At 58.4% G+C, this 23248-nt stretch carries 23 protein-coding genes and 2 pseudogenes; 12 read left to right on the top strand and 13 right to left on the bottom strand.

The genetic code is table 11. The annotated features are described in order from the left end of the window. The first annotated feature begins 27 nt into the window (after positions 1-27). Positions 28-1650, top strand: a complete 1623-nt coding sequence (gene pgi / locus AKJ29_RS15905) for a glucose-6-phosphate isomerase (RefSeq protein WP_055192529.1) — start codon at positions 28-30, stop codon at positions 1648-1650. An 85-nt stretch (positions 1651-1735) separates the two neighbouring features. Here the strand turns inward: pgi and AKJ29_RS15900 are convergent, their stop codons facing one another. Continuing rightward, complete coding sequence (locus AKJ29_RS15900) at positions 1736-2698, bottom strand: alpha/beta fold hydrolase (protein ID WP_055192528.1); 963 nt, start codon at positions 2696-2698, stop codon at positions 1736-1738. A 52-nt stretch (positions 2699-2750) separates the two neighbouring features. Then, the gene (locus tag AKJ29_RS15895; protein ID WP_055192527.1) at positions 2751-3041 is read right to left on the bottom strand and encodes an SCP2 sterol-binding domain-containing protein; all 291 of its coding nucleotides are present in this window, start codon (positions 3039-3041) and stop codon (positions 2751-2753) included. Positions 3042-3330: 289 nt separating this feature from the next. Between AKJ29_RS15895 and AKJ29_RS15890 the strand changes: the two genes are divergently transcribed. The 5 genes from AKJ29_RS15890 to AKJ29_RS15870 all read left to right on the top strand — a co-directional run bounded on the left by AKJ29_RS15890 (position 3331) and on the right by AKJ29_RS15870 (position 8491). After that, positions 3331-3888 (top strand): tetratricopeptide repeat protein, encoded by a 558-nt coding sequence (locus AKJ29_RS15890; RefSeq protein ID WP_139231394.1) that lies wholly within the window; start codon positions 3331-3333, stop codon positions 3886-3888. A 31-nt stretch (positions 3889-3919) separates the two neighbouring features. Then, complete coding sequence (locus AKJ29_RS15885) at positions 3920-6817, top strand: helicase-related protein (protein WP_055192525.1); 2898 nt, start codon at positions 3920-3922, stop codon at positions 6815-6817. Positions 6818-6874: 57 nt separating this feature from the next. Continuing rightward, entirely contained in the window at positions 6875-7246 is a 372-nt protein-coding gene (locus AKJ29_RS15880; RefSeq protein WP_055192524.1) for an RNA-binding S4 domain-containing protein, read from the top strand. Positions 7247-7296: 50 nt separating this feature from the next. Continuing rightward, positions 7297-7632 (top strand): ferredoxin FdxA, encoded by a 336-nt coding sequence (gene fdxA, locus AKJ29_RS15875; protein ID WP_055192523.1) that lies wholly within the window; start codon positions 7297-7299, stop codon positions 7630-7632. Between the two features lie 352 nt (positions 7633-7984). Next, positions 7985-8491 carry a CarD family transcriptional regulator gene (locus AKJ29_RS15870; protein ID WP_055192522.1) on the top strand — a complete coding sequence of 169 codons (507 nt, stop codon included), beginning with the start codon at positions 7985-7987 and terminating at the stop codon, positions 8489-8491. A gap of 72 nt (positions 8492-8563) precedes the next feature. Here the strand turns inward: AKJ29_RS15870 and cobS are convergent, their stop codons facing one another. Then, complete coding sequence (gene cobS, locus AKJ29_RS15865; protein WP_055192694.1) at positions 8564-9334, bottom strand: adenosylcobinamide-GDP ribazoletransferase; 771 nt, start codon at positions 9332-9334, stop codon at positions 8564-8566. A gap of 95 nt (positions 9335-9429) precedes the next feature. Between cobS and cobT the strand changes: the two genes are divergently transcribed. Further along, positions 9430-10449, top strand: a complete 1020-nt coding sequence (gene cobT, locus AKJ29_RS15860; protein ID WP_055192521.1) for a nicotinate-nucleotide--dimethylbenzimidazole phosphoribosyltransferase — start codon at positions 9430-9432, stop codon at positions 10447-10449. Between the two features lie 38 nt (positions 10450-10487). Here cobT and AKJ29_RS15855 read toward each other — a convergent pair whose 3' ends face one another. The 3 genes from AKJ29_RS15855 to AKJ29_RS15845 all read right to left on the bottom strand — a co-directional run bounded on the left by AKJ29_RS15855 (position 10488) and on the right by AKJ29_RS15845 (position 15168). Beyond that, positions 10488-11705, bottom strand: a complete 1218-nt coding sequence (locus tag AKJ29_RS15855; protein ID WP_314732213.1) for a PAS domain-containing protein — start codon at positions 11703-11705, stop codon at positions 10488-10490. A 102-nt stretch (positions 11706-11807) separates the two neighbouring features. After that, on the bottom strand, positions 11808-12278 hold the full coding sequence (locus AKJ29_RS15850) for an Lrp/AsnC family transcriptional regulator (protein WP_055192519.1): 471 nt from the start codon (positions 12276-12278) through the stop codon (positions 11808-11810). Positions 12279-12369: 91 nt separating this feature from the next. Next, positions 12370-15168 (bottom strand): hypothetical protein, encoded by a 2799-nt coding sequence (locus AKJ29_RS15845; RefSeq protein ID WP_055192518.1) that lies wholly within the window; start codon positions 15166-15168, stop codon positions 12370-12372. Positions 15169-15428: 260 nt separating this feature from the next. On the opposite strand from AKJ29_RS15845, the gene AKJ29_RS15840 reads away from it, so the two are divergent. Continuing rightward, complete coding sequence (locus AKJ29_RS15840) at positions 15429-16127, top strand: SIMPL domain-containing protein (RefSeq protein WP_055192517.1); 699 nt, start codon at positions 15429-15431, stop codon at positions 16125-16127. A gap of 102 nt (positions 16128-16229) precedes the next feature. Here AKJ29_RS15840 and AKJ29_RS15835 read toward each other — a convergent pair whose 3' ends face one another. Beyond that, positions 16230-17522 carry an O-acetylhomoserine aminocarboxypropyltransferase/cysteine synthase family protein gene (locus AKJ29_RS15835; RefSeq protein ID WP_055192516.1) on the bottom strand — a complete coding sequence of 431 codons (1293 nt, stop codon included), beginning with the start codon at positions 17520-17522 and terminating at the stop codon, positions 16230-16232. A gap of 344 nt (positions 17523-17866) precedes the next feature. Here AKJ29_RS15835 and AKJ29_RS15830 point away from each other — a divergent pair, with 344 nt between their 5' ends. Next, positions 17867-18280 carry a VOC family protein gene (locus tag AKJ29_RS15830; protein ID WP_055192515.1) on the top strand — a complete coding sequence of 138 codons (414 nt, stop codon included), beginning with the start codon at positions 17867-17869 and terminating at the stop codon, positions 18278-18280. 27 nt (positions 18281-18307) lie between these two features. Here the strand turns inward: AKJ29_RS15830 and AKJ29_RS15825 are convergent, their stop codons facing one another. Next, the gene (locus AKJ29_RS15825; protein WP_055192693.1) at positions 18308-19270 is read right to left on the bottom strand and encodes a hypothetical protein; all 963 of its coding nucleotides are present in this window, start codon (positions 19268-19270) and stop codon (positions 18308-18310) included. A 270-nt stretch (positions 19271-19540) separates the two neighbouring features. Between AKJ29_RS15825 and AKJ29_RS15820 the strand changes: the two genes are divergently transcribed. Next, a complete protein-coding gene (locus tag AKJ29_RS15820) occupies positions 19541-19969 on the top strand; it encodes a hypothetical protein (RefSeq protein WP_235477624.1) in 429 nt (142 codons plus the stop codon). 48 nt (positions 19970-20017) lie between these two features. Here AKJ29_RS15820 and AKJ29_RS15815 read toward each other — a convergent pair whose 3' ends face one another. The 4 genes from AKJ29_RS15815 to AKJ29_RS15805 form a co-directional block, all read right to left on the bottom strand. Beyond that, positions 20018-20524, bottom strand: coding sequence for a flavin reductase family protein (locus AKJ29_RS15815; protein WP_055192513.1), 507 nt, complete (start codon positions 20522-20524; stop codon positions 20018-20020). A 222-nt stretch (positions 20525-20746) separates the two neighbouring features. After that, the gene (locus AKJ29_RS19040; RefSeq protein ID WP_261172617.1) at positions 20747-20956 is read right to left on the bottom strand and encodes a YeeE/YedE family protein; all 210 of its coding nucleotides are present in this window, start codon (positions 20954-20956) and stop codon (positions 20747-20749) included. 317 nt (positions 20957-21273) lie between these two features. Further along, a complete protein-coding gene (locus AKJ29_RS15810) occupies positions 21274-21636 on the bottom strand; it encodes an ArsR/SmtB family transcription factor (protein ID WP_055192692.1) in 363 nt (120 codons plus the stop codon). Positions 21637-21842: 206 nt separating this feature from the next. Beyond that, positions 21843-22142: a thioredoxin domain-containing protein gene (locus tag AKJ29_RS15805; RefSeq protein WP_314732212.1), complete on the bottom strand. Its 300-nt coding sequence runs from the start codon at positions 22140-22142 to the stop codon at positions 21843-21845. Positions 22143-22340: 198 nt separating this feature from the next. Here AKJ29_RS15805 and AKJ29_RS20215 point away from each other — a divergent pair. Further along, positions 22341-22431 (top strand): annotated as a pseudogene (locus AKJ29_RS20215) (cytochrome c biogenesis protein CcdA); the annotation flags it as partial. A gap of 10 nt (positions 22432-22441) precedes the next feature. On the opposite strand, the pseudogene AKJ29_RS15795 reads toward AKJ29_RS20215, so the two are convergent. Continuing rightward, positions 22442-22925, bottom strand: a pseudogene (locus AKJ29_RS15795) (transposase). Positions 22926-23055: 130 nt separating this feature from the next. Between AKJ29_RS15795 and AKJ29_RS15790 the strand changes: the two are divergent. Continuing rightward, the coding region (locus AKJ29_RS15790; RefSeq protein WP_152972468.1) for a transposase at positions 23056-23248 on the top strand (193 nt) is incomplete at its 3' end.

The following is a 23248-nucleotide window of genomic DNA, read 5'->3' as shown; positions in this document are numbered from 1 at the left end:
TTTCCACCCTATCAAACAGAGCGCAGTATGACATTTGAAAAGCTTGTAGCCCATCGGGACACGCATCAAGCTCAGCGTATTATTGACCTTTTCGACGCGCCCGACCGGGCAGAGATGTTTTCGACCGCAGCCTTGGATATGGTGCTTGACTGGTCAAAAACCGCGATGGACAACAAAGCCGTGTCACTTCTTCTGGAGCTCGCATCAGAGGCCGGGTTGGAAGATCGGCGTGAAGCCATGTTTTCCGGTGAACCCATCAACGAAACCGAAGGCCGGGCGGTGCTGCACACTGCGCTGCGCGCCACCACGGCGCGGCGGATCATGGTGGACGGGCAGGATGTCGTGCCTGAGGTTCAGGCGACGCTGGAGCGGATGCGCGATTTCTCGACCCGGCTGCGCGCGGGACAGATCCGCTCCCCATCGGGGGGGCGGTTCAGGCATGTTTTGAACATTGGGATTGGCGGGTCCGACCTTGGCCCGGTGATGGCTGTCCGGGCGCTGGCGCCTTATCATGACGGGCCCGACGTGCATTTCGTCTCAAACCTCGACGGGGCGCATATTCACGACACGCTGCGCCGCCTCAACCCGGCGGAAACCCTGGTGATCGTGGCGTCAAAGACATTTACCACTGTCGAAACCATGACCAATGCCGAGGTGGCCCGCAAATGGATCGCCAATCAGGTTGGTGACGCTGCCGCCGCACTGCATTTCGTGGCCCTGTCCTCGAATGAAGAAAAGACCGCCGAATGGGGCTTGTCGGCTGAGCGCGTGTTCGGGTTTGAAGACTGGGTTGGTGGGCGCTATTCCATGTGGGGACCAATCGGTCTGTCGATTATGATTGCCATCGGGGCAGATCGGTTTTCCGAGATGTTGGCCGGGGCACGGGCGATGGACACCCATTTCAGGTCCGCCAAAGGGCGCGAAAATATGCCACTGATGTTGGCCCTTACGGGGGTCTGGCACCATCAGATCTGTGGGTATCCCACGCGGGCGGTTTTGCCGTATGAGCAGCGACTTGCACGTTTGCCTGCCTATTTGCAGCAATTGGAGATGGAATCGAACGGCAAGCGTGTGGCGATGGATGGGACGGCACTGAAAGTGGTGTCCGGCCCGCTGGTCTGGGGCGAACCCGGAACCAATGGGCAGCACGCGTTTTATCAAATGATCCATCAGGGGACCGCAGTGATCCCCTGCGAATTCATGGTGGCGCGGGAAGGGCATGAGCCGGACCTTGCAGATCAGCACAAACTTCTGGTCGCCAATTGTCTGGCCCAGTCGCAGGCATTGATGATGGGCCGCGGCCGGGAGGAGGCCGAAGCCCGTATGCGCGCCGCAGGTTTTGAGGGGGAGGAAATGATCCGTCAGGCAGCTCATAGAGAATTCCCCGGCAACCGTCCTTCAACCACATTGATTTACCCCAAACTGACACCGCGTGTGCTTGGCCAGATTGTGGCGCTTTACGAGCACAGGGTGTTTGTCGAAGGGGTGCTCCTCGGGATCAACTCCTTCGATCAATGGGGGGTGGAGCTGGGTAAAGAACTGGCCACGGCGCTGGTCCCGGTGGTGACGGGTGCGCAGGGTGTCGACGGGCTGGACGCCTCGACCGCCCGGATGGTCAAATACCTGACCCACGGATCTGATGTAACGTAATTTTTACAGATACGCTTTGGGACCGATGGGTAGGCCGCGTTTTTGAGCGGTCACGGGTGAAATCGGGCTGAACGTGGCGATCTTATCATGCCGGCTCCGCAACGGAGGGCTGTTGGGAGGACAGGCAGGACAAGCTGTCATAGACACGTTGCCGGATTTCCGCGCTTTCCATCAGGACCTCGTGTTCTGCCCCCTCGATCATGACCAGTTTGCCGTCTTGCCACCGTTGCATATGTTCATGGATCGGTGATGCCTGCACGATCCGTTCGCAACTGCCCAGAAAGGTAACGGTTCTGACTTTTGGTGGCGGGGTTAACATCAAAGCGCGGGTTTCTGACAATGCGGCGTATAACCAGCCTGCCGTCGGGCCCCCCAGTGTCAGCTCCGGATGCGCCTCGGCCTGGGCCTTCATATAGCGATACATCTCTGGATCCGTGGTCAGCAGGTTATCGGCAAACGGGGCAAGAGACAGGTATGTTTCGCGCTGGGTGCCGGGGGTCAGAATATGTTTGAACGGGCTCATATGCAGGGCCCAGCTCAGGCTCCACGCCACCGGTCGCAATACGGGTGCCATGGAGATCCCCCACATGGGGGCAGAGAAAATGGCCCCCTCCACAGGAAGATTGTTCAATAGGGCCCGCAAGCCGATGCAGCCCCCCATGGAATGACCGATCAGGTACCATGGGCGTGGGAGGTCAAGTTGCCGGGCCAGATCCACAAAAGCCTGCACATCCAGCTGGTATTCTGCAAAATCCCCAACATGTCCAAGGGCGCGATCATGCTCTGGACGATCCGCAAGCCCCTGTCCGCGCCAATCCACCGTCAGGGTATGATATCCCTGTGCAGACAGTTCTTTGGCAATAATGCCATATTTTTCAATATATTCGGTGCGTCCGGGAAACAGAAGAATGCTGCCCCGCAGGTTTGAGCTGGAAGCGGCCGGCCAATGGCCGGCCCGCAGGCGCACAGCATCCGTCGCAGTCAGCCAATAGGCCTGCCCGCCATCGGGACCCTGTGCAATATCATGAAAAAGCGGTGCGTTCAGCATGGTGCCTCTTGTGCAGATTGATCGCGTGATCCGCCGTCCTTGGAAGAGGGGATCAGCTCAGGACGCTGCCCAGCTGCATCGCCAGCCCCATATTGCCATCCACGCTCAGCTTGCCGGTCATGAAGGCGGTGGTCGGGTTCAGGTTCCCGGCCAGAATGTCTTCGAAGACATCGGCATCTGCTTTCAGGGTAACATCCGCATCATCGTCACCTGCGCGCACACCGTTGCTGTCGAGGATGATGGCGCCTTCGCCTTCAATCTCGAATTTGGCGGTGCCGGCGTCAAATCCGCCGGTCAGTTTTTCGCTCAGGGCCGCTACGGCCGCAGTGATCACGTCGCTCACGTGCAATCCTCCATTGGTCACTTTACCTGAAGCGTTTCTGGATAAACTTGAGACACATGTTTATTCTGAAACGCCCACATCATTGATATCTCTTGCAGTGGTTCGGTTTTTCCCATTGTCAGGTCAATACCGAACCGCTTTAGACATATAGGTGTTACCGAAACGCTAACCTAGACTTTACGTTGAGGTAAACTCATTTTTTCGCTGACGTTTGGGAATGTGAGGTTTGTTGATGGAAGGGGGAAAGCTTCCCCATTGTTCTGTCATTCCATGCGCGCTAGCCTTGGTCATGTTTCGTGTCCTTCACCTCTTTTTACTGATATCCACACTGGGTCTGCTGACGCCGGTGAGTGCACAGGCACAAGATCAGAGAGAGGTGCCGCTGGACGCCCTTTATGCCCAATTGGAACAGGCGGATGACAGCAACTGGCAGGCGCTGGAACAGGCGATCCAGAGCCGTTGGGCGCAAAGTGGGTCTGCCTCGGTTGACCTGCTTTATACGCGGGCCAAATCCGCCATCGAAGCGGGCGATCTTGAGGGGGCATTCTCGCATCTGGGCGCCCTGACCGATCATGCCCCCGAGTTTGCCGAGGGCTGGCATTTGCGCGCCACGGCATTTTTCCGCGCAGAACGCTATGGGCTCGCGCTGGACAGTCTGCGCCGGACCCTGGCATTGGAGCCACGTCATTTTGATGCGCTGCAAGGGGTTGCTGTGGTGATGGAAATCCTGGATGAACCTGACCGGGCCCTGGAAATCTACCACGAAGTCCTTGCTATACATCCGCGAAATCCGGACGTAAAAGAGGCGGTGGCCCGGCTGACCAAACAGCTGGCAACTGATCTCTGACCCGCAACCAGCCCGCAAAAAAGGCCAACAGATGGTTTCCGATACAGCCCGTGCCGGCAATCGCATCACTGCGGTGCTTGGGCCCACAAATACCGGGAAAACCCATTACGCGCTTGAGCGGATGCTCAGCTATCGCACCGGTGTGATTGGCCTGCCCCTGCGTCTGCTGGCACGCGAAGTCTACGACAAACTGGTTGGGTTGCGCGGGCCAAATGTGGTGGCGCTGGTAACCGGCGAAGAGCGGATCGTGCCGGATCGGGCGCAATATTGGGTCTGCACGGTTGAGGCGATGCCACCGGGCATCGGGGCGGATTTCGTGGCCATTGACGAGATCCAGCTGTGCTGTGATCCAGAGCGCGGCCATGTCTTTACCGACCGTCTTCTGCATATGCGTGGCACCCATGAAACGCTGTTCCTCGGGTCGGATACGATGCGCGGGGTGATTGCGGCCCTCGTGCCGAAGGTCGAATTTCTGCGCCGTGAGCGGTTTTCCGAACTGGTCTATGGCGGATCGAAAAAGATCAGCCGGATGCCCGGACGCTCGGCCATTGTCGGGTTCTCGGTCGATAACCTCTATGCCATTGCGGAATTGATGCGCCGACAGAAAGGCGGGGTTGCGGTGGTCATGGGGGCGCTCAGCCCGCGCACCCGAAACGCCCAGGTGGCGATGTATCAAAACGGGGATGTGGACTACCTGGTGGCCACTGATGCGATCGGGATGGGGTTGAACCTCGATATCGACCATGTGGCGTTTTCCGCGCTGGAGAAGTTCGACGGCCGCCGGATGCGCCCGTTATTCCCGCATGAGCTTGCTCAGATTGCGGGCCGCGCTGGTCGGCATATGAACCATGGCTCTTTCGGTGTCACCGGAGAGGCTCCTCCGATGGCGGAAGAGGTGGTTGAGGCTATCACGTCGCATCGCTTTATACCGCAGAAAAAACTGATGTGGCGCAATGGCGATCTGCAGATGGGCACCCCCGAGGCGCTGATCCGGTCGCTTGAGGCGCCAAGCGGTAACGAACACCTGACCCGCGCCCGAGACGCCGATGACCTCATTGCGCTGAAACTGGTATCTGCCGACGAAGAAGTGTCTGCCCGCGCAACCGATGGTGCCTCAACCCAGCTTTTGTGGGAGGTCTGTCGCCTGCCGGATTTCCGCGGCATCAGCCATGGTGAACATGCGAGCCTCGTTACCAGCCTCTTTAAGGATCTGCACCAGCACACAGAGATTCGCGAAGACTGGTTCGCGCGACAGGTGAAACGCATCGACCGCACCGATGGCGATATTGACACATTGTCGAAACGGTTGGCGTTTATTCGCACCTGGACATATGTGGCGCAACGCCGCGACTGGTTACGTGATGTTGCCCATTGGCGCGGGGCCACCCGTGCTGTAGAAGACCGATTGTCGGACGCATTACATAATGCGCTGACCCAAAGATTTGTTGACCGGCGCACCTCTGTGCTTCTGCGCCGGTTGAAGCAGAAGGAGAGCCTCGTGGCTGACGTGAATGACAAGGGTGAAGTGACGGTAGAAGGCCAGTTTGTTGGTCGTCTGGAAGGGTTCCGGTTTAGCCAGGATGCCTCGCGATCTCCCGAAGAGGCAAAAACCCTGCGTGCGGCCAGCCTTCAGGCGCTGGCACCGGAATTCCATCTGCGGGCAGACCGATTCTATAATGCCCCCGATACGGAAATGGATTTCACCGAGCAAGGTGGCCTGATGTGGGGGGAATACGCGGTCGGGAAACTCGTCAAAGGTGACGATGTTTTGAAACCGCGTGTCGAGGCATTTGTGGATGAAGAAGCCGGGGCGGATGTGGCTGAAAAGGTCGCCCGCCGTCTGCAGCACTTCATCGACCGGAAAGTGGCCGCGTTGTTCGAGCCGCTTTCGGCGATGCAGAAAGATGAAACCCTGTCCGGGCTTGCCCGCGGCTTTGCCTTCCGCATGGTTGAAGAGCTGGGCATTATCCCGCGCGACAAGGTCGCGGGGGAGGTCAAGGATCTTGATCAGGACGCCCGTGGGGCATTGCGCAAACATGGCATCCGCTTTGGTCAGTTCACCATTTTCATGCCGCTTTTGCTGAAACCGGCACCGACCCGGCTGCGTCTGGTGCTGCATTCGCTGTGGCAAAATCTGCAGGAATTCCCCGAAGCGCCGCCCCCCGGCCTCGTTACCATCCCGGTGATCGAGGCAGTGGACCCGTCGGCCTATCTTCTGTCCGGGTATCGTCCCGCAGGTGCGCGTGCGATTCGCATTGATATGCTGGAACGCCTGGCCGACCAGTTGCGTGTTGAGGATAGCCGCAGCGGTTTTGAAGCCAAGGCGGATATGCTGTCGATCACCGGCATGACCTTGGAGCAGTTTGCGGACCTGATGCAGGGGCTGGGCTACAAGGCTGAAAAAGGGGAGCGGGTGAAAGTGAAGGCTGAGGCAGACGCCGAAGCTGGTGCGGATCCGAAGGAAACGCCTGCGGAAACACCGGTTGAACAACCGTCAGAAACTCAGCCGGAAACTCCGGCAGAGGCGCCTGCGGCTGCCCCCGCGGAAATTCCTGTGGATGCGCCGGAAGAAGCCCCCTCAGAAACGCCGGGCGAAGAGGCGGCGGTGGACGTGGCTGAGATGGAAACGTTTTTTACGTTCACCTGGGGCGGGTTCAACCGCCGTCAGGGCGCGCGCAACCAAGGTGGTCGCCGCGACAGCGGTGAGCGGCAAGGGGATCGCAAAGCCCAGGGCGGCAAACGCCGCGAAGGTGGTCGTGATGGCGGTAAGCCTCGGGGCAAACCGCAGGGCGATCGTCGGGGCAAAGGGGGCAAGCCCCAACGCGACAATAAACCCAAGACCTACACAACCGGGCCGTCGAACCGCGACAAGAAGGTTGATCCGGACAATCCGTTCGCGGCGCTTCTGGCGCTCAAGGACAAGGGTTAAGTGTAAGTGGCGGCTACGCCCACTGAAGAAACTCCTCCGGGCGGCGCGTCTGCCCGGATGCGGGCCGATAAATGGCTCTGGCATGCGCGGTTTTTCAAAACCCGCGGTTTGGCCACCAAGCTGATCGCAGCGGGGCATCTGCGGGTGAATGGAGAGAAGATCTCCAAACCTGCCTTCCAGATCGGCCCCGGTGACGTTTTGACATTCCCGCAGGCGCGCCTTGTGCGTGTGGTCAGAATTTCCCTGCTATCCGTGCGGCGCGGTCCGGCGTCTGAGGCGCAGACCCTGTATGAGGATCTGAGCCCGCCACTGGGGGAAAACGACTTTCCTCCAAATATGGGGGCTGCGCCAAAATTTGACGGAAAAGGGCGCCCAACGAAGAAAGATCGTCGCAACTTGATGAAAAGCGGCCCCCCCCCGCTTGATTGATCCGGCGCCTTCAAATAAGTGGGGCACAGCCAAAGGTTTGAGGATGCATCATGACTTACGTTGTTCAAGACAACTGTATCGCCTGCAAATACACCGACTGCGTCGAAGTCTGCCCCGTGGATTGCTTCTATGAGGGTGAAAACATGCTGGTCATCCATCCGGATGAATGCATCGACTGTGGCGTGTGTGAACCGGAATGTCCTGCAGATGCGATCCGGGCTGATACCGAGCCGGGAACGGAAAAATGGGTGGAATTCAACCGTAAATATGCCGAGCTTTGGCCGGTTATTGTTGAACGCAAAGACCCGCTGCCGGAGGCAGGAGACATGGATGGTGTCGAGAACAAGCTCGAAACCCATTTTTCGGAAGCACCTGCCGAGCAGTAATCTCAGCCTGCCAAAGATCTGATTCGCCTGCCGGTCATGATATCGGGGGCGAATTCTACTGAGCCCCCCCCTTTAATCCTTTGATTTACAACGGGTGGTGAGGGCGCGCGCGCGGCTGCTCTTTCGTCTGGTCTGTTTTTTTGATATACTGTCGCCAATGAAAGCTAGGATCCAAACATAGGATCAGGGTGGTGCAGATGGTAAGATGGGCCGCGCCACTCTCTGTCCGGGGGATGTTCCGATCAAATGACCATGCCGAGGGGCGCAATTGCACCCCCGCGGTGTTTTTTTCGTCTGTTGAGGAGCGTCTTCGGCACCGTGCAAATGACCAGACTTGTGAAGGAAGACTTGTATGAGCAAGAAAACGAATGATTTCCGCCCGAATGACTATGTGGTCTACCCGGCCCATGGGGTTGGCAAGATCCTGTCGATCGAGGAGCAGGAAATCGCCGGAATTCAGCTGGAGCTGTTCGTCATTTCCTTTGAAAAAGACAAAATGACCCTGCGCGTCCCCACCAACAAGGCCACGGAAGTGGGCATGCGGGGACTGGCAAGTGATGCGGAAGTCACCAAGGCGATGGACACGCTCAAGGGCAAAGCCCGGGTCAAGCGCGCCATGTGGTCGCGTCGTGCCCAGGAATATGAACAGAAGATCAACTCGGGTGACCTGATTGCCATCGCTGAAGTGGTGCGTGACCTGCACCGCAATGATGACCAGCGCGAACAGAGCTATTCCGAGCGTCAGCTGTATGAAGCTGCACTTGAGCGTCTGACCCGTGAAGTGGCTGCGGTTGCTGGTGGTGATGAGCTGGCTGCGCAGAAAAAAGTCAGCGATGTCCTGACCTCGCGCGCCGCGTAAACTGGCCCGATCAGGGTGCCCGATCGGTGTGAATATCTGGAACCGCCGCCTGTATCCTGCAGGCGGCGGTTTTTATGTCAGCAGGCTTGCGACAACAAACAGCCCGATAATTTCTGAGATCTGTTGACTGGCCCCCAGAACGTCGCCGGTCTGGCCTGCTATTTTTTGCCTGGCGAGCAAAGCCAGCAGACCCATCGCTGCACTTGTCCAGATCAGAATGGGCAGAAGCTGCATACCAAGCAGCGCAAAACCCAGCGCGAGGGTGAGGGACGTGGCGATGCAAACGATTGAAAGGGGGGGGCGGCCAACCGATTGCGCCAGCCCGTCACCGCGTGCGTTGGGCAGCAGATGCATGAGTATCACCATTGGCAGGCGGCTGATCATGCCGATGGCCATCAGGGGGATGACAGTGGAATAAGGCACCGCCAGATCCGCGGGCAGAACCGTAGTCAGGGCAAGCAGACGCGCCGCCAGAGACAGACCAATGGCGATCACACCATAGGCACCAATGCGGCTGTCTTTCATGATCTCCAGCCGTCTGACACGGTCATACCCGCCCCAAAACCCGTCCGCACAATCGGCCAGCCCATCCTCATGCAGGGCGCCGGTGATCAAGATCTGGACCGTCAGAAAACTGACAGCCGCCAAAGGGGCGGGCAATCCGATCCAAATGAGCGCAAGTGCTGCGATGCTGGGGATGGCGGCAATCAGCAGACCCGCCAGCGGCCAGGCCCATGCGCTTTGCGCCCCGCGCTCGAGGGCCAGGGTGCCATTCACCGGCACAGGTAACCGGCTGAGCAGCCCAAGGGCGGCGGGCACGTCCTGTGGGTGAAGAAGGGGCATGTCGTGTTTGGCCATATTAAGTCTTTTGTGATCTGGTTCGTTCCACCTCTCCTCGGTAAAGAGGAGAGAGCGAGGAATCAATCGGGGATCGGGCCATGTCAGACAAGTCATTTTCCACACTTGCGGAATTCAAGGCGCTTTTGGAGGGGGCTCGCGGGCCAGACACCGCTGCCGAAGCCGCAGCGCAGGACCGCAATGGGCAGCTGACAAAGCCACCGGGCGCGCTTGGCCGTCTGGAAGACCTCGCTATCTGGTATGCAAGCTGGCGCGGCAACGGGCGTCCGTCGCTTGAGGCGCCGCAGGTGATTGTTTTTGCTGGAAACCACGGTGTGACCGTCCGGGGCGTTTCCGCATTCCCGGCGGAAGTGACCGAACAGATGGTTCTGAATTTCCAGCATGGTGGGGCGGCGATCAATCAGTTGTCGAAAGCTTTTGGGGCAAAAATGGATGTGCATGCCCTGTCGCTGGACAAACCCACTGCTGATTTCACGCAGGCCCCCGCCATGAGCGAAGACGAGGTGGTTGCGGCGCTGACTGCGGGTTGGGAGGCGGTTGATCCCGCATGTGATCTTCTGGTGACCGGGGAAATGGGCATCGGAAATACCACCTCGGCCGCTGCCATTGCGCATGCTTTGTTCGGCGGAGCCTCTGGCGATTGGACCGGGCGTGGCACGGGGGTGGATGATGCGGGAATTGATCTGAAATCCCGCGTGGTTGCAGAGGGTCTCGCAGCAAATCCGCAAGCTTCGGAAAACGGTCTGGAGGCCCTTCGCTGTCTGGGCGGGCGTGAAATTGCTGCCATGGCAGGTGCAATTGCGCGTGCGCGGGTTGAGGGTATTCCGGTCATTCTTGATGGCTTTATCTGTTCGGCGGCGGCGGCCTGCCTGTCGGCAGTGGTGCCGGGGGCGTTGGATCACGCTGTGGCAGGGCATGTTTCTGCTGAAGCCGCGCATGAGCGTGTTCTGACGCATATCGGCAAAGCCCCGCTTTTGTCGCTTGGGATGCGCCTGGGGGAAGGCTCCGGCGCGGCGCTTGCCATTGGCGTCCTGAAAGGTGCGATTGCCTGCCACTCCGGGATGGCGACCTTTGCCGAAGCAGGTGTCTCGGACGGGTAAGGGGCCTCGCAACCCGGTTTTGTCACTCGAATATGGTGTCAGACACGCAGTTGCGAAATATCTTCTCCGAGCGTTGCAATGCTGTCCAACTGGTGCTTGATCCGGTTTTGGAATGTCATCAATTGAGAGATGATGTCATCGAGAGCGTCCCCGGCGTCAGGCCGGCGGGCGCTTTCAATTTTACACATGACGCGCGTCGTCGACAGGCCCAGAACGTGACGGTTCATGATGGCGCAGGCTTTGGTGATGCGCTCTGCTTCGTGTTTTACCTCGTGAAAGCAGGTGTCGCATTTCTGGACATATCGCGCAGCAATTTCGTCCATGTAACGGCGCTCATTGGTGATTGACACATTTTCCCCCATGCTGCGGCGTTCCTTGTGCAATTGCGCTGCGCATTCTTTCAAGAGTTTTGCCATGCCCGACATGGTCATCGCGCTTTCCACCGCTCCGCGAATGGTTGAAAAGTTGCTGTTCTCCCCCAAAACATGTGTTTCAAACCATTGCGACATTTCCCGTGACATGATGCCATAGTTTTGCGAGAGGGTCGAAACAGGCCCTCCGGTGGGTTCCAGCCGCGAGGCGATTACACGCAGATTATGGGGAACGGTCCGCATCGCTTCAAATTGCTGAATGAGCTGTTGTGTCTGTTGAAGCAATTCCCCAGAAAGCTGGTGCATTTGTTGGAAATTATGAATGGTGCGGTCGCTGGGATATTCCAGTTTCTTATCTCGCGAAATCATTTCCTCGACCAAGCTCTGGGCCATGAATTGCATGTAGCTTGCATAGCCATGATCCGCGAGTTTTTCGAGCAGCAGGGTGGCGCTGTCCTGTGGCGTGATGGATGTATTCTCTTCCGTTTGCAGCAATTCGGAATATAGGTTTTCGATCAGCTTAAGCTTGCCACAAGACGGTTTGATCCGCGCAGACAGATACCCGTTTCCGAAGGGAAGCATCGCGGCGAAAACCCAGTAATGCAGCCCGTCCTTTGCCCGGTTTTTGACATATCCGCTGATCGGGTTGCCTTTTTTCAGCTCATCCCAGATCAGCCAGAAGACGCCCTTGGGCATGTCCGGGTGGCGAATGATATTGTGTGGTTGGCCGATTAGTTCAGACCATTCATAATGTGCCACGCGTTTGAAAATGTCATTGCCTGACCGAATGATCCCACGCTCATCTGTTCGTGAGAAGAAAATTTCATTCAGATGAAAGGGAGCTTCGCCTGTTTCAGGGCGAAAATCCTTGCGGCGCTCAATCATGGTCACGGTTAGACATCCAGAGTAAGAAATGGCTGCTCTGGAGATTATGTGGCAGACCTTCCCGCTTGGTTAACACCGGACGGAAATCTGCCAGAACTTCGCTCATATGTCCGGTGAGACAGGTAAAGGGGCGTCTGATTTCAACTGGTTCATCACGATTTGGCTTTGGACACGCGCGACTGAAGGATGTGGCAACAGAACATCATGGATCAGGTGATTGAGTGCTGCCAGATTTGCGCAATAAACCCGCAGCAGATAGTCCGCAGCTCCGGTCAGGGTCCAGGCCGAAATCACCTCTGGATGGGTTTCGATCATGCGCGAAAAGGCGTGTGCCGCTTCTGGCGTGTGGCTCGACATTTCTACCTGAATAAAGCTCTGCACGGACAGGCCCAGTTCCAGCGGATCCAGACGCACCGTATATCCTTTGACGATACCAAGCTCCTCAAGACGTTGCCTGCGGCGCCCTGCCTGGCTGGGGGACAGGTGCAGGATTTCCCCTAGTTCCTGGGCGGTGAGATGGGCATTTTTCTGGAGTGCCGACAAGAGGCGGGCATCTAGGTGATCCATAAGCATTTCCTGCAGAAATTTTTCACAAACCATAGTTCGGGCTGGTGGATCACGCAAGAAAATGCAAGGTGGTGCGGAGTGTCTGCAAGTGGCAGGGTCAGCTGAAAGGAAGAATTTTCAGCGTGTTGGTCCGGGATCCCTTTTTGTAGACAAGTTGCCCTTCAGAGATCGACACCACCCGTCCGCCATCCAGACGATCCCCCACGCCAACTTTGACATACCGGCCGTTGGACAAGCGCACCAATGCCTGGCGCTTTGCAGCACTTCCATAGATGCCAATCAACGCAACCTTGCGCAGCGGGATCGCATTTTTCATCGTGGCCTGTTTGGCCACAGACGCGCGGGTCGGCAGGGCAGGGGTGACAACCTGATTGGGCGGAGTTGCCGCAATGACCACCGATCCGTCTGACGCATCCTCGACCGAAGGGGCAGAGGAGACGATTTTATCAAAGCGACCGGGGCGCGGGCGGGGGAGGAGCGATCTGGTGATGGCGCGTTCCGTAGGGCTGACAAATGTCACCTGCGCTGCGTTTTCCACGGCATTTGCGATGCTCTCAGCCTGAGCGACGGCCTGCCCCTGAGAAATCAGCCCGGCTGGGCGTAGGGTTGGCGCAGGTGTGGCCAGTTCCTGACGGGTGCGGCCTGCAAACAACCGCTCCTCTTCTGTCAAAACCAACCCCTCCGGACGGAGCAGCGGGCGTTTGCCGGCCAGGGCGGGATCCGCCGTAACGGGGGCAGGCAGGCTTGTTTCCGCAAAAAGCCCGTCCGGCCTTATTGGCGGCACACGGGGGGGGAGTCCTGCAAAAACCATAACCCCGTCACGTGTCAGGCTGCCTTCAGCCGTCGGGCGCACGAAACCGTTCTCATCCAGGTCAAATTTGGTTCCTTTTGGGGGTGGGGCAAGATGGCTGCCCCCGATCTGCGTCCCCGAGGCCAAGGTCTGAAGAGGAATGTCGGGCAAAGCAACCGCATCATGGGCAAGACCTTCCGGGTCAATCGAGGCAACATAAAGGTCGTCAATGGCCCCGGCAGGCGGACCGACGATGGCATCGGGGGCGCGTTCCCAGATGCCCGTGGCCGCGTAACGTGTTGCGGCGACTTCCTGAGAGAGCTGCTCAAACCCTTCAGGCGCCGCAGCATCTGTGACGTCCAGATCTTCCGCCGCTTCCGGCTCGGCCTCCAGCTCTGCCGCGTCAATGCTGTCTTGTCCGGTTGTGATTGCACTTTCAAACTGGTCAGGCTGGTCGGGGAACAGTTCGCTGGCCTGATCTGATAGAAAGAACATCGACCATACGGCCAGAATGGCCATCATCAGGAGCAAACCGAGCACCAAAATCAGGCCGAGATATTTGCGCTGCCCCGCAGGCGTGTCACTGCGGCGCGCACCAAAGACCGTCATCGCGTCGGTCTCAGAAGGGGACCGGTGGGCTTTGCCAGGCTGCGGGATTTTCGGGGCGCCTGACATTGCTCCGGGGGGTGGCGCGACAGTCATATTCGACTGAGTTGCGGTGGCGCCTGGGCTGGTTTTCTGAGCGGGCCGTTTCGGCTTTGCTGGTTGAGCTGGTGCTGCGACAGGGGGCTTGCCTGCCTTGTCTTCGTTGGCAGAAAGGGGCCCCTCTGGCGACGGTTGTTCAGGTTTCTTGGCAGCTTTCGCCTCGTGTGGCCGTGCGGTGTTGTCGGTTTTCTGCGGCGTCAGGGTGCCCTCAGCCGGGGGAGTGATGGTTTTGTTTTCCGCACCCTCCAGCGAGGGGGCCGTCACGGGCACATGCACTTCTTGCGGGCGATGTGTGGGGGCTGTCGGGGGGGTGATGTGAAGTCGGGTCGCAACGGTTTTTGTTGGAACGGAGGGGGCGGTCTTTCCACCCGCTTGTGCATCCTGACCACTGCGCTGGCTTGCGAATGCGGGGGGGGCGGATGTTTCTGCAGGTGTTTTGTTGCCCGTGTCCGAAGAGGGGGTCTTGGAGGTGCTGCCAAGGGCGGAAGGCGGCGCCATATCGGAGCGGGGGGCAGAGGCCGGTGCGTCCGGACGCTGATCACTGTCCTGCCTGTCACGGTCCTGCTTGTCAGTGTTCTGTTCGGTATTCTGTCCAGCAAGGCTCTGGTCGCCGGACTTGCCAGCCTCCTTTTGAGGCTGTTTGGAACCACTTTTTTCTTCGGGAACAAAGTCGGGGGGAAAAGGCGCCAGAACAGGGGCGGTATCTGCCGTCGGGGCGGTATCATCCTGCTTTTCGCCATCCTGTGTCGATGCGTTCTCTTCAGGCTCTGCCAGAGGGGCGTTGGCAGTCACCTCCGGCGTGTCTGTCTGGGCTGCGTCCAAAGCAGGCGTGTCCAAAGAGGAAAGGGATGCGCCGGTGCCCATCAGGATTGGAGGGGCAAGCTCGTCAAGGTTCACCGTGGCCCCTTCCGGCAGGTGTTCCGCCGCGCAGGCCGTTTTGCCGAAACAGGCCACCCTCTCATAGCTGCCATGCGGGCGAGCCATGAAAGCAACCGGGTTCAGTCGGTTTTCCACGGCAAAGCTTTCCGCTTCCTTCAGGGTTTCGCGAACCACAACCGCCACATGAGCCATGTCGCCATCGGCATACCAGTCAAACACCAGCTTATCGACCGGGTAGGGGGTTAGCCCTTCCAACCCTTCACGGATGCGGGCCTCGCGGGTGATGTCATCGGGGCCGGGGGCTGTCATGGTTGTGAACAGCAGCTGAGAAGGAGGGATGATCAGCGAGGTGGCAAATCCACCGGTGTTCAGATCCACGGCCCGTTGGCGCATCATGCCCAGTTGTGCGGGCAGGTCCGCTGCATCCAGCTTAACCTCGCCAACAAGGGACCAGCCACCCTTTCCGCGGTGCATCAGGGCGATTCCCTCATGGGTGAGATCAAGCGCAAATCCTGGCGTCATACCGGTGTTCTTTTCCCTTGTCGCATCTCCGGTGCCGTTCCATGCGCACGCCACCGCAGCCATTGCGTCTTTCTGATCCTGTGGCATTTGCCAAAACACGAGAGGACCCAGCCAGCCCAATACCCGCTTGCAATTTAGGTCCAATAACCGCCTGCCAAGCCGAAACTACAGCAGGAAATTGCCCATGGAAAGAGTGGGAGGGTGCAATTGATTGAACAAGGCGGGAAATGGCGCAAGCTGGCGTGAGATAGGAGAGTAACATGAAGAAATTACTTGCTGTTTTTGGGATTGCGCTCTGCATGGCAGGTGCTGCGCAGGCGGATACGGGCCCCTTGCCAAAGGTGCAGGTCAGCGGGCAGGGCACGGTGTCGGTTGCACCCGATCTCGCGCGGATCCGTCTGGGGGTGCGTCAGCAGGCAAAGGAGGCGGCTGAAGCCAGCGGTCAGGTTGCCGTGGCGATGTCCTCGGTTTTGGAAAACCTGCGCAAGGCGGGCATTGCCGAAAAGGATATGCAAACCACCCAGCTGCGTCTTTCGCCCATGATGGATTATTCTGGCAACACCTCCCCTCGACAGGTCGGGTTCGAGGCCATATCGACCCTGACAGTTGTCGTGCGCGACCTCACAGATCTGGGTCCGGTTCTGGACCGGGTGATGCGTGCCGGGGCGAACCAGTTCGAAGGATTGAGTTTCGATCTGAGCGACCGGCAGGCTGCCGAGGATCAGGCCCGTGCCGCAGCGGTCAAAAACGCGGTGCACAAGGCCAATCTGCTGGCTGAGGTCGCGGGGGTGTCGCTTGGACCGGTGCTGCGGATCAGCGAAGGGGGCGCCTCTCCGTCGCCCCAGTTCGGTATGGCGCGCATGTCGATGGAGGCAGACGGAAACATGCCGGTCGCGGCAGGGGAAATCGAAATCTCAGCGCAGGTTCTGATGGAGTTTTCTCTGGGTATTGAGAATTAAAAACCCTATGTAAGCCTTTGTAAATAAAAGAGCCGCCTGATGGGCGGCTCTTCTTTTTTGTCTTAAAGCTCTTAAAGTGTATCAAGTTTATCCTGAAACGCTTTAGGAGCAGGCGGTGTCCAGCGCCTGATCAAGGTCGGCGATGATGTCATCTGCATCCTCGGTTCCAATGGACAGGCGCACCACATTGGGGGCCGCGCCCGCCATCACCTGCTGCTCTTCGCTCAGCTGGCGGTGGGTGGTCGAGGCCGAATGGATGATCAGCGAGCGGGTGTCGCCAAGATTGGCCACATGGCTGAACAGTTTCAGGCTGTCGACCAGCTTGGTACAGGCATCATACCCGCCCTTGACCGCCACGGTGAACAATGCACCGGCGCCTTTCGGGCTGATCTTGTCGGCCAGCGCCTTATAGGGTGAACTGTCGAGGCTGGCCCAGGTCACGCCGTCGATCCGGTCATCCGCTTCCAGCCATTCTGCCACTTTGCGCGCATTGGCCAGATGTTTTTCCATCCGCAGCGACAGGGTTTCGATCCCCATCAGCGTGTAATGCGCGGCCTGCGGGTTCATCGTCATGCCGAGGTCGCGCAGGCCGATGGCGATACCGTGGAACGTATAGGCCATCGGGCCAAGCGCCTGACCGAAGCACAGCCCGTGATAGGCCGGTTCCGGCTGGCTGAGTGATGGGAACTTATCGTTTTGCATCCAGTCAAACTTGCCGCTGTCGACAATTGCCCCGCCGGTCACGGTGCCATTGCCGGTCAGGTATTTGGTGGTGGAGTGCACAACAATGGTGGCGCCAAGCTCGATCGGGCGCACCAGGTAGGGGGTGGCCGAGGTGTTGTCAACAATCAGCGGAATGCCGGCCTTGTTGGCAATGTCGGCCATGGCCGGAATGTCGGTGGGCACGCCCGCCGGGTTGGCCAGGGTTTCGCAGAAAAGCGCGCGGGTGTTGTCGTCAATCGCGGCTTCCACTGCGGCCGGATCATCAAAGTTCACCAGCTTGGCTTCCCAGCCGAACCGTTTGAATGTCTGGGTGAACTGGGTGACCGTGCCGCCATAAAGCTTGTTCGAGGCCACGATATTCAGCCCCGGTCCCATCAGCGGAAACAGCGCCATGATCTGGGCGGCGTGACCGGAAGAGCAGCAGACAGCGCCCGCGCCGCCTTCGAGTTCGGCAATCCGGTTTTGCAGCGCCCCCACGGTCGGGTTGGTCAGGCGCGAGTAGATATAGCCGACTTCTTCAAGGTTGAAGAGGCGCGCGGCGTGTTCGGCGTCTTTGAATACATAGGCAGTGGTCTGGTAAATCGGAACCTGACGGGCGCCAGTTGCCGGATCCGGAGCGGTTCCGGCATGAATTTGCAGCGTGTCAAAACCCCATTGACGTTCTTCGGTCATGTCTGTCTCCCTAAACTCGTTGCCGGCAGGCTAGGCGAAAGACGAAACCGCTTCAATAACAGGGTGCACCCGCCATTGGAAAGGGGAGGGGATTTGCAGCATTTTCAAAGTGCGAAATAATATTCCGCAAATACCATTCTTTTTGGGATGTCGTTTCGTGGTGAGGCGGGGTTTGTAACAAAATATTGCAGGTTGTGGTGACGACAGGGCAAGTTTGCCGCGCAGGATGGGGGGCGGAACAACCCTGTGCTTCAAGTTGATCCCGAAACGCTTTAGGGGCAATGTCATTGTATTTCCCGGACAACGGACCTGTCGGGGGATGCATTCTCTCAGAAGGACCGCACATGCTGACACCTTTTCATCTTGCGATCCACGTAACGGATCTGGACCAAACCCGCAGATTTTATCGGGACATTCTTGGCTGTGAAGAGGGCAGGTCGACCGACAGTTGGGTGGATTTCAGTTTTTTTGGACACCAGTTGAGCCTGCATCTGGGCCCCCCATTTTCGACGACGAAGAGCGGGAAAGTCGGGGCGCATATGGTGGCGATGCCGCATTTCGGCGTCGTGTTGCCCTATGAGGACTGGCGCGCGCTGGCCGACCGGCTGGAGGCAGCCGGGGTGGCATGGGCAATTGCCCCCACTGTGAGGTTCGAAGGAGAGCCGGGAGAGCAATGGACCATGTTCTTTCACGATCCATCCGGAAACCCCATTGAGGTCAAAGGGTTCCGGGATCTTTCTCAAGTCTTTGCCAGCTGATTTTCCGCTGGCGAAGATTTGGGGCGTTCAGCGCAGCCAGAACCCTTCGCGCTTGATCTTGTTGCGAAGGATCTGTTCGCGCCGGGGAAGGTCATTGCGGTCAAACATGGCGCGCACCTTTTGGCCACGCCCCTGAAAGATCATTCGCAACATCGGTTCATATTCTTTCAGCACCTTCTTGACCCTGTTCGGCGCCGAGGCCGTTTCGATGACCTCGATCACCCGGTCACTTTCGCGCGCATAAGCAAGCGGCAGAACCCGCCAGTGGCAGGTTATATCCCCGTCCAGCCCCGCCAGCTCCGGCCCCGGCCGTCCGCCTCCGAAAGATGAGATCACAAGGGGCAGGGCAATCTGATCGAGCCAGGGATACAGCTCCTGACAGACCAGCGCCTCGGGCGCGTCGCCGCGGATTGCCAGCGCATATTCCAGAAAACGGGCGCCAAACTGACGGGGACAGGCGCCAAAGAACCAGCCCGCATTGAAATACATATAGCGTTCCCAATGCTCATCCGGTTGGCCAAGATCAAGTGAGCCATCGAAGTCGAGGTCGAACTTTTCATAAAGCGCACGCCATGTGTCGGCATATCCCGGACCGTAAAGTTCAATCTTTGGCCAGGTGTTTTCTCGCCGCATCGAGGCGGAGGGGCGATCGAAATTCAGATCCATGTCAGACAGTTTGCCGGTAACCACCGTGTCGCTGTCAAAAAAGATGAAGGGCTCACCTTCGGGCATTTCCAGCAGCGCCTCAATCTTATTGGCATTTGGATAGCTTGCCCCGAAATGGCGGTTCTGGAATGGCAGGATTTCTGCCCCCATGGCCTCAAGCGCCTCCCGCACCGAAGGGCGAATGCGCGGATCATCGGACCATGCGTCGCCGGGTTGCGGTTCGGCAACAAAAACGCGCCCGGAAAACTCAGGATCGGACTGGCGCAGCGAGGCCACAAACAGCAATGCCTCATAGGACAGGCGGCCCGATTGCCCAACAATCATGATGTTGAAAGCAGCCTTAGGTGGCGTGTTACCCGAAACGCGTGGGGCGCGTGCCTTGGGGGTGCCTGCTTTATGCGCACCGGCGCCGGTCCGCTTTGGGTTTGCTCGCTTTTTTGCCGATTTTACCATTGCTCTTTGCCTGCTTTGGTCTTTTCGGGCAGTATAGGTGGGAAAGCAGGCGCCGCATAGGGGCGCTTTCACGTGAATGTCGCGTGGATTTCAGGCAAGCCTTTGCCTGCGCAGGATTTCGCCTGCATGTGAGGAGTAATCATGATGAGACTTGTTCCGAAATTATCCGTATTGGGGATGACCGCGTTGGGGGCACTTGCCAGCCCTGCGGCATCGCAGCCTTTCACCACTGCCGCAGAAGTGCGTCCCATTCTTGATGCCACGCAGGCCAATTGGGTGGCTTTGCGGGAATATGATGGGCAGGACCTGCTTTATTTCACCCATCTCCTCGCGTGGCGGTGCGGGTTGGAGCAGGTGCAGTTTTCCGTGAATGGGGGCGATGTGCAGGTTTTTGAGCTGGAGCCCTGCTATATGGAGGAAGCCCAGCCCAACGCCATCAAGGCAACGGACAGCCTGCCTTTCCTGAATTTCCCGCTCAATTCGGTTGAGCAGGTGGATGTGACACTGACCTATGATGACGGGGCAACCGCGTCAGGCAGTTACGCGCGGGCCAATATCCTGATGAACTGAGACCCTGCCAAGACCCTGCCAAAGTGGCAGGAAAGCGGACAGGGGACGTCATACCCCTTCTCTGAACGCGCCAAACTTGCCTGCTCGAAAGGCAAGGGAGGCAGACATATCGTGACTGGCGCGCAGCACCCGTCCGAGGATGATCGAATGGTCTCCCCCGTCCATCACGCGCTCAGTGATACAATCCAGACGCGCCACGCAGCCTTCCAGATGCGGGACACCATGATCGTCGATTTGGTGAGGAACTCGCGTGAAATCATCGCCATTGCGGGCAAAATGCTGCGCCAGTTCGCGCTGGGTTTCGGCAAGGATGTGGATGGCGAAATGCTCTGCCGTGACAAAAACATCATGGCGGGCCGAGACAAGCGCGGGACACCACAATACCAATGGCGGGTCGAGGGAAACCGACGTGAAACTGTTCACCGTCATGCCGACAGGTTGCCGCTTCCCCGCGATCAGGGCAGAGGTGGTCACAACCGTGACACCGGTCGGAAAGGTCCCGAGAACGCCCCTCAGTTCTGCGGCATGTTCCGGGCCGGGATTGAAACTCTTCATCTGGTCTGTCTCGCGCGTTGCAGATCCGTTGCCGCGCGACCCTATAAGGCAGGGCGGGTGGTGAAAAGGTCAAAAGCGGCAAATTTTGCAGCAGATACGCAGTGTTCCGTCAATCTTCATGAGGAATGCCCCGCCTGAATGGCTGGTCTGAATGCTTGGCCTGAATACCTGGCCTGCAGCTTGACCTGAATGCCCGGTCTGGCCTGCCGCCGCCAGAGATGCCTATTCAGTGATGGCAAAACCTGAAATCAGGTGGCGCAGCCCGATGGCTGCCCCGGCGACGATGGCCAGAAAGGTGACCGGTGCGCCGTAATACAAAAGCGCAAAGGCCGACAGCCCCTGGCCGATGGAACACCCGAAGGCAACCGCCGCGCCGCCCCCCATGATCGCCGCACCTAGGTGTTCAGTCCCAAGGTGTGATGGTCTACGGATCTGTGACCATCAAAAGGAAACTCTATGGGACAAGTTCTTCACGGGAGCGGCAAGACTACGCACGCCGTCCGAGCTCTCATACAGTCCCAGGAGGATGCCCCTCCACCGGCCCCACAATCGCTGCCAGATTGGCGTCTGAAATCCAGTCCAGCATGGTCGCTCCTCCCAAAACAAAACAAAATTTCCTGACCGGGATAATCCCGAACAGACGTCGTTTGCACCGGGCACACTGGTTTAACGCGGCGCCGTTCGGTCATGGTTTCAGATGTTTTGCCCGGCCGCTTGGTCACGCAGCGACCACAGGGTTGGCGTTGCGGTTATTCCGCAGCCTTGTGCGTGTCCGTTTTCCCAACCGTGCAGAACATCTCGTAAATCACTTCGAGGATGCGCCGGGGGCGGTCGTCGGTCAAGGAATAGTAGATGGTCTTGCCGTCGCGCCGGGGGGTTACCAACCCTTCCAGACGCAGTCGGGCCAGTTGCTGTGACACGGCGGCCTGACGGGCAGAAAGCAGTTTTTCCAGCTCGGTTACGGATTTCTCGCCGGTGACCAGATGGCACAGGATCATCAGACGACCTTCGTGACTGATCGCCTTAAGCAGGGTCGATGCGTCACAGGCGCTGGACATCATCTGATCCAACTCTTCGCTTGTCATGTCTTCGCGAATGACGGGTAGGGCCATCTTGCGATCCTCTGGTTGCTCCGGCGGTGGGCCCGCCGGGGAGTGTTTGTGCAGCGCTGTGCCAAGAGGAACCCGGCCCATGCGCAGACAGCCCGGTCTTTGCGTCCGGGGCGCGTCCGTATACTATATAGAAGAGCTTGATTGAATTGCAAAGGTTTCGCAACAATCACGGATCCGTGTAGAGAGGGGACGCCGAGGGCCGGATCTCAGCCTTCCGGCTGGGCAAAACGCGTGTGTTCCAGCAGCATCTTTTCCAGCAGCCCCCAGAAGAAATCCTCGCCCGGATATCCTTCGATCCGCGCCAATTCCTGACCGTCTTCCACAAGCAGGAAGGTCGGGGTGAAGGACACGGGGCGGGCCAGTGTGAACCCGAGCGTCTCTTTGCGGGTTGCGCGCAGATCCAGTTTGCTCAGCGGGGCAAAGCGGCCTTTGGGAGTTTTTGGGTAGATTGCCCCCAGATCATGCTCCCACTGCGCACACCATGCGCAACCGGGTTCTTCCACCATCACCAGTTCGGCCGCCTCAGCGGTCAGGCAAAGCTGCCGAAGACCACAAAAGCGGCGGCAATCTTGGGAAATGTGCGGCGCATGAGGAGACCCCGGTTGACCTTGTTTCAATACAATGCGTAAGTTGAATATGTTTTGACCGCAAGCCGTGTTCGGTGTCCGTTGGGGGCAAGCAGCAGTAAGCAGGTGGGGATGGAAATGCTCGAGATCAGTTTTGCAAGGGGCGGCGCTGGCCGGTCTTCTGTCCTTTGCCAGCCCTTGCATCCTACCGATGGTGCCCTTCTATCTAGGCTCAGGCCTCATAACCAAAACATAACTGTTGCGGCGAGAGCGATGGCCGAGGGGAAGACTTTGGGGCAGCGGTCATATCGGGTGGCGACCCGCGGCCAATCCTTCAGACGCCCGAACATGATCTCGATCACTGCCCGGCAGTGATCAGGCGCCCACGCCCCCCTTTTTGACGCCCAGACTGGACGCTGTACGATGGGCTTTCAGATAGGTCGCATCGATCATGATCGTCGTCAGGTCCGTCGCTTCCGCAGCCAACCCTTCAAAGATCCTGGCAAAAACACCCATCTCGCTCCAACGTCTCCAGCGATTATAGAGCGTCTTCGGCGGGCCGTATTCCCTGGGCGCATCGCACCACCGTAAGCCATTGCGATTGATGAAGATTATCCCACTCAACACCCGCCGATCATCAACCCTCGGCTTGCCATGGCTCTTGGAAAAAAACGGTCGCAGCCGCGCCATCTGTTCGTCGGTCAGCCAAAAAAGATTGCTCATGATACCCCCTGAAAGTCTGGGGGGTGAAGCATGCGACCAATGCGATCTCAAGCCGATTAATGGGGCCTGAGCCTAGGGCGTAGACCTATAAACGCTGATGTGATTCAAGATGTGAAATCCGGGGGGGTTCATGTCGTCGCATTTCTGGCTCACCGAAGAACAGTACAATAAAATCAGGCCCTTGTTGCCCAGAAAGCCGCGCGGTGTTCCGCGTGTCGACGACCGGCGCGTGTTATCGGGCATCATTTTCTGCATTCAGCGAGGCTATCGCTGGTCCGATGTGCCGCCGGAATATGGCCCCGCCAAGACGCTCTACAACCGCT

Source organism: Aliiroseovarius crassostreae (assembly GCF_001307765.1).
GTDB classification, from domain to species: Bacteria; Pseudomonadota; Alphaproteobacteria; order Rhodobacterales; family Rhodobacteraceae; genus Aliiroseovarius; species Aliiroseovarius crassostreae.
Note: the sequence above shows the minus strand (reverse complement) of the source record. Positions and strands in the feature narration are given on the sequence as shown.

Excerpts from the sequence above, each read along its gene's own strand:
- AKJ29_RS15870 (WP_055192522.1), top strand. The coding sequence starts at position 7,985 with ATGAGCAAGAAAACGAATGATTTCCGCCCGAATGACTATGTGGTCTAC.
- cobT (WP_055192521.1), top strand. The coding sequence starts at position 9,430 with ATGTCAGACAAGTCATTTTCCACACTTGCGGAATTCAAGGCGCTTTTG.
- AKJ29_RS15805 (WP_314732212.1), bottom strand. The coding sequence starts at position 22,142 with ATGGTGGAAGAACCCGGTTGCGCATGGTGTGCGCAGTGGGAGCATGAT.
- AKJ29_RS15855 (WP_314732213.1), bottom strand. The coding sequence starts at position 11,705 with ATGATTGAGCGCCGCAAGGATTTTCGCCCTGAAACAGGCGAAGCTCCC.
- AKJ29_RS15885 (WP_055192525.1), top strand. The coding sequence starts at position 3,920 with ATGGTTTCCGATACAGCCCGTGCCGGCAATCGCATCACTGCGGTGCTT.
- AKJ29_RS15900 (WP_055192528.1), bottom strand. The coding sequence starts at position 2,698 with ATGCTGAACGCACCGCTTTTTCATGATATTGCACAGGGTCCCGATGGC.
- fdxA (WP_055192523.1), top strand. The coding sequence starts at position 7,297 with ATGACTTACGTTGTTCAAGACAACTGTATCGCCTGCAAATACACCGAC.
- AKJ29_RS15845 (WP_055192518.1), bottom strand. The coding sequence starts at position 15,168 with ATGACGCCAGGATTTGCGCTTGATCTCACCCATGAGGGAATCGCCCTG.
- pgi (WP_055192529.1), top strand. The coding sequence starts at position 28 with ATGACATTTGAAAAGCTTGTAGCCCATCGGGACACGCATCAAGCTCAG.
- AKJ29_RS15890 (WP_139231394.1), top strand. The coding sequence starts at position 3,331 with ATGTTTCGTGTCCTTCACCTCTTTTTACTGATATCCACACTGGGTCTG.
- AKJ29_RS15810 (WP_055192692.1), bottom strand. The coding sequence starts at position 21,636 with ATGGCCCTACCCGTCATTCGCGAAGACATGACAAGCGAAGAGTTGGAT.
- AKJ29_RS15825 (WP_055192693.1), bottom strand. The coding sequence starts at position 19,270 with ATGATTGTTGGGCAATCGGGCCGCCTGTCCTATGAGGCATTGCTGTTT.
- AKJ29_RS15815 (WP_055192513.1), bottom strand. The coding sequence starts at position 20,524 with ATGAAGAGTTTCAATCCCGGCCCGGAACATGCCGCAGAACTGAGGGGC.
- AKJ29_RS15835 (WP_055192516.1), bottom strand. The coding sequence starts at position 17,522 with ATGACCGAAGAACGTCAATGGGGTTTTGACACGCTGCAAATTCATGCC.
- AKJ29_RS15850 (WP_055192519.1), bottom strand. The coding sequence starts at position 12,278 with ATGCTTATGGATCACCTAGATGCCCGCCTCTTGTCGGCACTCCAGAAA.
- AKJ29_RS15830 (WP_055192515.1), top strand. The coding sequence starts at position 17,867 with ATGCTGACACCTTTTCATCTTGCGATCCACGTAACGGATCTGGACCAA.
- cobS (WP_055192694.1), bottom strand. The coding sequence starts at position 9,334 with ATGCCCCTTCTTCACCCACAGGACGTGCCCGCCGCCCTTGGGCTGCTC.
- AKJ29_RS15820 (WP_235477624.1), top strand. The coding sequence starts at position 19,541 with ATGATGAGACTTGTTCCGAAATTATCCGTATTGGGGATGACCGCGTTG.
- AKJ29_RS15880 (WP_055192524.1), top strand. The coding sequence starts at position 6,875 with ATGCGGGCCGATAAATGGCTCTGGCATGCGCGGTTTTTCAAAACCCGC.
- AKJ29_RS15840 (WP_055192517.1), top strand. The coding sequence starts at position 15,429 with ATGAAGAAATTACTTGCTGTTTTTGGGATTGCGCTCTGCATGGCAGGT.